We start from the raw sequence: 5,675 nt of genomic DNA, 5'->3' as shown, positions 1-5,675 counted from the left end.
AACGTTAAGAATTGTTGCGCGTTAAAACTACTATGAAGGACATAAAATGAAAACAAAAACACTATGCCTTGTTGCAGTAGTTGCTGCCCTTTTAAATACAGCAGGCTGCTCTGGAGATAACGACTCAGTGAAGCAAGCAGATCTCGAGAAACAGGGAACTGAGATGAAAGAAGAATCTTCCACAGTTCAAGCTAATGATAAGAGTTCTATGCCCAAGGAACTGGTAGCCGAACCAGTTACTCAGGCTGAAGCCGTAGAAGATAATGCAAAAGGTGAAGTCACCATGAAGGGCAGTATTATTTATAAAGATCTCGAAGGCGGTTTTTATGCTTTTATTGCTGAAAACGGCGATCGCTATACGCTACATGGTTTAGATGAAACTTATCAAAAGAACGGCCTTGTTGTGGAAGTTAAAGGTACGCCTAAACCTGATATGATGACCTTTACGCAATTCGGTACGGTACTTCAAGTATCAAGCGTTAAAGTACTCGATACCAGTAAAGTCATTGATAACCTGCAAACACAATGATCGTGAATGTAGCTATGCGTGTAGCAAATTACTTATAAAGGTAATTAAGCTAGCGATTTAGCAATTATAGAATTTTTGCTTACGCGTTAATGTTGCGTAGCAACACTTAAAAGGACGGTTATTGATGATAAATGCATATGCCGCTAAAGAAGCGGGTGGAAAACTAGAAAAGTTTCAATACGACCCCGGTAAGCTTGGCTCACATGACGTTGAAATAGACGTTGAAAGCTGTGGTATCTGCCACAGCGACCTAAGCATGCTCGATAATGAATGGGGCATGACAGAATATCCCTTTGTGCCTGGTCACGAGGTTGTCGGCACAATTAGCCAAATAGGTGAACATGTAACGTCACTTAAGGTGGGACAGCGTGTCGGTTTAGGCTGGCATTCAGGCTACTGCAATAGTTGTAGAACCTGCGAAGAAGGCGATCATAACCTGTGTGCCGATGCTACGATGACCATAGGTGGTCGTCACGGTGGATTTGCAGATAAAGTCCGCGCCCAAGCACGTGCCGTTATTCCCCTTCCCGATGCTATCGATAGCACAAAGGCAGGCCCTCTTTTTTGCGGAGGTATTACCGTCTTCAACCCATTAGTCCAGTTTGGTATTAGTCCTACCAGTGAAGTGGGTGTAGTTGGTATTGGCGGCCTGGGTCATCTTGCCCTGCAATTTTTAAATGCGTGGGGATGTAAGGTAGTTGCGTTCACTTCAAGCGAATCTAAAAAGAAGGAAGCGCTAGAGCTAGGTGCATCAGATACAATTAATAGCCGTGATGAAGACGAAATTAAAAAAGCGCGCGGTCGGTTTGACTTAATTATTTCAACCGTAAATGTGAAGCTAGACTGGAATTTGTACCTATCTACATTGGCACCGAAAGGCCGACTTCACTTTGTAGGCGCCACCCTTGAACCCCTAGATATTGGTGCATTTAACCTAATTGGTGGTCAAAAAAGCGTGTCGGGTTCGCCAGTAGGAAGCCCCGCGACCATTAAGACCATGCTAGATTTCGCAGCACATCACAATATTGAACCAGTGACCGAAACCTTCAAGTTTGAAGACGTAAATGAGGCAATTGCGCGACTAAGAGACGGTAAAGCCCATTACAGAGTGGTGCTGACGAAGTAAACGCTTGTGTAAAAAGTTGCTATGTTCCTAAGGCCTGTTGATCTTATTGAGCCTTTGGAAAGAGACAATTAGCGGTCAAGTTAGTCTTAACAAAATGCTTTTTTCTATAAATATGATAGAAGCGCGCCAAGGTGCGCTTCTTTTATTGTGAGTAACGCAAATACTTGCATTTGCTTAGCTGGATATTTTATCCGCCTTTGTAATTGTATGTTTTGGTAGGTGGTGTTAGAATTCGCCGCCCTTGAATTTTGGGCTGGTGTTTTATTGCGCATAGAAAATTACTTTTTAACGTAATTCACATCATTTTACCGTGGGTTTTGGTCGCAAAAATCCACATTATTAGACTTATATTTTTGGAGACAGACAATGTCTGAAGCAAATTTCAAACTAGACGCTTCTGTTCGTACAGACCTAGGGAAAGGTGCGAGCCGCCGCCTACGTCGCGAAGATAAGCTTCCTGGTATCATCTACGGTGGTGAAGAAGCACCAGTTTCTATCACACTAGATCATAACAAAGTAAACAACTCTGCTGACTTTGAAGCGTTTTATTCTCACGTTCTTGAGATTAACCTTGACGGTAAAGTTGTTGAAGTTCTAGTTAAAGATATGCAACGTCACCCGTTCAAGCCAAAGATCACACACATTGACTTCCAACGTGTAATCGCTGGTCAAGACGTTCACACTAACGTACCACTTCACTTCGTAAATGAAGAGAAATCTGCTGCTGTTAAAGCTGGCGGTATTGCTGAGCACCACGTAACTGAAATCGAAGTTACTTGTCTACCTAAGAACCTTCCTGAGTTCATCGAAGTAGATATGGCTGGTGTTGAAATGGGTCAAACGCTACACCTTTCTGACCTAACTCTTCCAGCTGGCGTTTCTTCAGTAGAACTTGCGAAGAACGACGAAGCTCACGACCTAGCGGTTGTAACTGTTAAGCCTGCTCCTAAAGCGGCTGACGCAGAAGAAGACGGCGAAGAAGCAGCTTCTGAGGAATAATCCTCTTGGCTGATATCCGCCTTATCGTGGGTCTGGGTAATCCAGGCCCCGAATATGAAAATACCCGACACAATGCCGGTGAATGGTTTCTCAACCAACTAGCCGACACCTACAACGCCCCGCTAAAACCAGAAACCAAATTCTTCGGTAAAACTGCTCGCATTACAGTTGCAGGCAAAGATATCCGTTTGCTCTACCCCACTACCTTTATGAATAAAAGTGGACAAGCCGTAGCAGCACTGGCTAACTTTTACCGCATAGAACCAGAACAAATATTAGTAGCGTTTGACGAATTAGATTTACCCCCAGGTGTTGCAAAATACAAAGTGGGCGGAAGCTCTAGTCAAAATGGCGTACGTGACATTGTGGCTAAAATGGGTAACAACAAGAATTTTTTGCGTTTGCGCATAGGTATTGGTCATCCAGGTCATAAAAGCCGCGTTACCGGCCATGTTCTTGGAAAACCACCAGCAGAAGAAAAAGCAGCCATTGAAAGTGCCATCGATGAAGCGGTACGCTGTACAGAAATTTTGCTGAAAGAAGACCTTAAGCAAGCACAAAACAGGTTACACTCGCACAAAGGGTAAACCTAGCCAGTTATCACTTTTCCAAACTAAGGATCCATACCATGGGTTTTAAATGCGGTATTGTTGGCCTACCAAACGTAGGTAAATCAACACTTTTCAATGCATTAACTAAAGCAGGTATTGAAGCGGCAAACTTCCCGTTTTGTACTATCGAGCCAAACACAGGTGTTGTTCCTGTGCCAGATCTTCGTTTGGACAAGTTGGCTGAAATCGTAAAACCTCAGCGCGTTATTCCTACTACCATGGAATTTGTAGATATTGCTGGCTTGGTTGAAGGTGCCTCTAAAGGTGAAGGTTTAGGAAACAAATTCCTTGCTAACATCCGTGAGACTGACGCTATTGGTCACGTAGTACGCTGTTTTGATGATGAGAACATTGTTCACGTTGCAGGTCGCGTTAGCCCTAAAGACGATATCGATGTTATCAACACCGAGCTTGCACTTGCCGACTTAGAAACAACAGAAAAAGCACTTCACCGTGTTGCTAAGCGCGCAAAAGGTGGCGATGCTGATGCCAAGTACGAAATGAAAGTGCTTGAGAAGATTAAGCCGCACCTAGACGAAGGCTTGTTACTACGTTCACTTGAGCTGACTAAAGAAGAGCTTGCGGCAATCAGCTACATGCACATGCTTACCCTTAAGCCAACCATGTACATTGCAAACGTGAATGAAGACGGTTTTGAAAACAACCCATATCTTGATCAGGTTAAAGAAATTGCAGCAGGCGAAAATGCCACTGTAGTTGCAGTGTGTGCGGCAATCGAGTCTGATATTGCTGAGCTTGAAGACGACGAACGCGAAGAGTTTATGCAAGACATGGGTCTAGAAGAGCCAGGTCTTAACCGCGTAATTCGTGCGGGTTACAGTCTTCTTACGCTACAAACCTATTTTACTGCAGGCGTAAAAGAAGTACGTGCGTGGACCTTCCCTGAAGGCTCAACTGCACCACAAGCGGCAGGTAAAATTCACACCGACTTCGAAAAAGGCTTCATTCGCGCTGAAATCGTAGGCTACGATCACTTCGTTGAGTTCAATGGCGAGCAAGGTGCGAAAGACGCAGGCAAATGGCGTTTAGAAGGTAAAGACTATATTGTTAAAGACGGTGACGTTATTCACTTCCGCTTTAACGTGTAATTTCTATTGTAGAAATTAGCACTGTTTACTAAAGCCACCGCAAGGTGGCTTTTTTGTTTCTAGCGAATAATTGTGAAGCGCACATAGGCCTGATATAACTAGTAAAAAACTAACGGCTTTTGTAATGACTATTAATCAGCTTTGCGCTTCACGCCCTTTAACTTGCAGCAAATCACAGCACGCCAAACGATTTTCAGTATTAAGAACCTCAATTAAAGTGTTGTGCTTGTTAAGCCTGGCTAATTTTTCTTTTGCCAGTGCCCCCCAAACTAACCCTGTAAATTCACAAATCAATAGCGACGCTGTTGAAAAGACGCCAGCAATAGCGAGTAACACCGCCAGTTGGTATCAAGTACGTCACAGTAATACTGTGACGTTTAAAACAGCGTATGGTGATGTGGTTATTGCGCTTCACCCTGCCCTTGCGCCGAAACATGTGGCCAGATTTAAAAGTTTAATAGACGCAGGCTTTTATAACGAACAAGCATTTTATCGTGTAGTAGACGGGTTTGTGGCACAAGCAGGCAGTAACGATACTCACGATGCCTCAAAATTTCCGCCGACACTGCTTAAGCCAATCAACGCTGAATTTACCCAACCGCTCAATAGCAATGTCAATGTAGTTGAGAGCAAAGATATGTTTGCGCCTAACACCGGCTTTTTAGATGGCTTTCCAGTAGGCATTGATCAAAGCCGTAAAGAAATGTGGGGGCTCCACTGCCCAGGTGTTGTGGCTTTTGCTCGCAATAGCGAGAAAGATACGGCCAGTACGGAATTTTATATTGTGATTGGGCAAGCACCACGACACTTAGACAGAAATATGTCGGTCGTTGGTCGCGTACTGCACGGTATGGATGTGCTTCAAAAGTTGCCGCGAGGAAATATGGACAGAGGTGGCGTTCTAGATGATATAACGCAAGAAAGCAAAATTAAGCAGGCTTTTGTGCATGCAAACAACGCGGCACCTTATTTCTTACAAACGCCGCATCACGAAGAATATAAAAAACGAACGAATACAGGAAAAAACTTAGATAACCCGTTTTTTCATGACAATACCTATGGTCCGCGCCCAATTGACGTGTGTTATTACCAAACAAAAACAAGCGACAAAGCGTGGTAAATTGCTAACTTATTTCGTGCAAGTTGTTCAAATTCACGGCTTTTTGTGCGTATTTCGCCCTAATGCGCACACTTAATGAGCATTTAAAAAAAGTTAGTAAAAAAGGGGTTGACGGTTGCCAGTCATATACGCATAATACGCGCCACTTCCTGAGAGGGAAGAGAATAGCAAGGCTACGTAG

At 43.8% G+C, this 5,675-nt stretch carries 6 protein-coding genes; all 6 read left to right on the top strand.

What is annotated here, in order from left to right; genetic code table 11:
* The first annotated feature begins 46 nt into the window (after window positions 1-46).
* Window positions 47-529, top strand: coding sequence for a ribose-phosphate pyrophosphokinase (locus tag QVA83_RS04360; RefSeq protein WP_287498153.1), 483 nt, complete (start codon window positions 47-49; stop codon window positions 527-529).
* A gap of 124 nt (window positions 530-653) precedes the next feature.
* A complete protein-coding gene (ahr, locus tag QVA83_RS04355; protein ID WP_156078176.1) occupies window positions 654-1,655 on the top strand; it encodes an NADPH-dependent aldehyde reductase Ahr in 1,002 nt (333 codons plus the stop codon).
* A gap of 366 nt (window positions 1,656-2,021) precedes the next feature.
* Window positions 2,022-2,654: a 50S ribosomal protein L25/general stress protein Ctc gene (locus QVA83_RS04350; RefSeq protein WP_014976150.1), complete on the top strand. Its 633-nt coding sequence runs from the start codon at window positions 2,022-2,024 to the stop codon at window positions 2,652-2,654.
* Window positions 2,655-2,659: 5 nt separating this feature from the next.
* On the top strand, window positions 2,660-3,241 hold the full coding sequence (pth, locus tag QVA83_RS04345) for an aminoacyl-tRNA hydrolase (protein ID WP_014949010.1): 582 nt from the start codon (window positions 2,660-2,662) through the stop codon (window positions 3,239-3,241).
* Between the two features lie 41 nt (window positions 3,242-3,282).
* Complete coding sequence (gene ychF, locus QVA83_RS04340) at window positions 3,283-4,374, top strand: redox-regulated ATPase YchF (RefSeq protein WP_156078175.1); 1,092 nt, start codon at window positions 3,283-3,285, stop codon at window positions 4,372-4,374.
* 124 nt (window positions 4,375-4,498) lie between these two features.
* Window positions 4,499-5,494 carry a peptidylprolyl isomerase gene (locus tag QVA83_RS04335; RefSeq protein WP_287498152.1) on the top strand — a complete coding sequence of 332 codons (996 nt, stop codon included), beginning with the start codon at window positions 4,499-4,501 and terminating at the stop codon, window positions 5,492-5,494.
* The last annotated feature ends 181 nt before the right edge of the window (window positions 5,495-5,675 follow it).

Origin of the sequence: Alteromonas sp. AO-Serp (assembly GCF_017849675.1) — a bacterium.
In the GTDB taxonomy this organism is placed as follows: domain Bacteria; phylum Pseudomonadota; class Gammaproteobacteria; order Enterobacterales; family Alteromonadaceae; genus Alteromonas; species Alteromonas macleodii.
This window is presented reverse-complemented; position numbering and strand designations above follow the sequence as displayed.

Excerpts from the sequence above, each read along its gene's own strand:
- QVA83_RS04360 (WP_287498153.1), top strand. The coding sequence starts at position 47 with ATGAAAACAAAAACACTATGCCTTGTTGCAGTAGTTGCTGCCCTTTTA.
- QVA83_RS04350 (WP_014976150.1), top strand. The coding sequence starts at position 2,022 with ATGTCTGAAGCAAATTTCAAACTAGACGCTTCTGTTCGTACAGACCTA.
- QVA83_RS04335 (WP_287498152.1), top strand. The coding sequence starts at position 4,499 with ATGACTATTAATCAGCTTTGCGCTTCACGCCCTTTAACTTGCAGCAAA.
- ychF (WP_156078175.1), top strand. The coding sequence starts at position 3,283 with ATGGGTTTTAAATGCGGTATTGTTGGCCTACCAAACGTAGGTAAATCA.
- ahr (WP_156078176.1), top strand. The coding sequence starts at position 654 with ATGATAAATGCATATGCCGCTAAAGAAGCGGGTGGAAAACTAGAAAAG.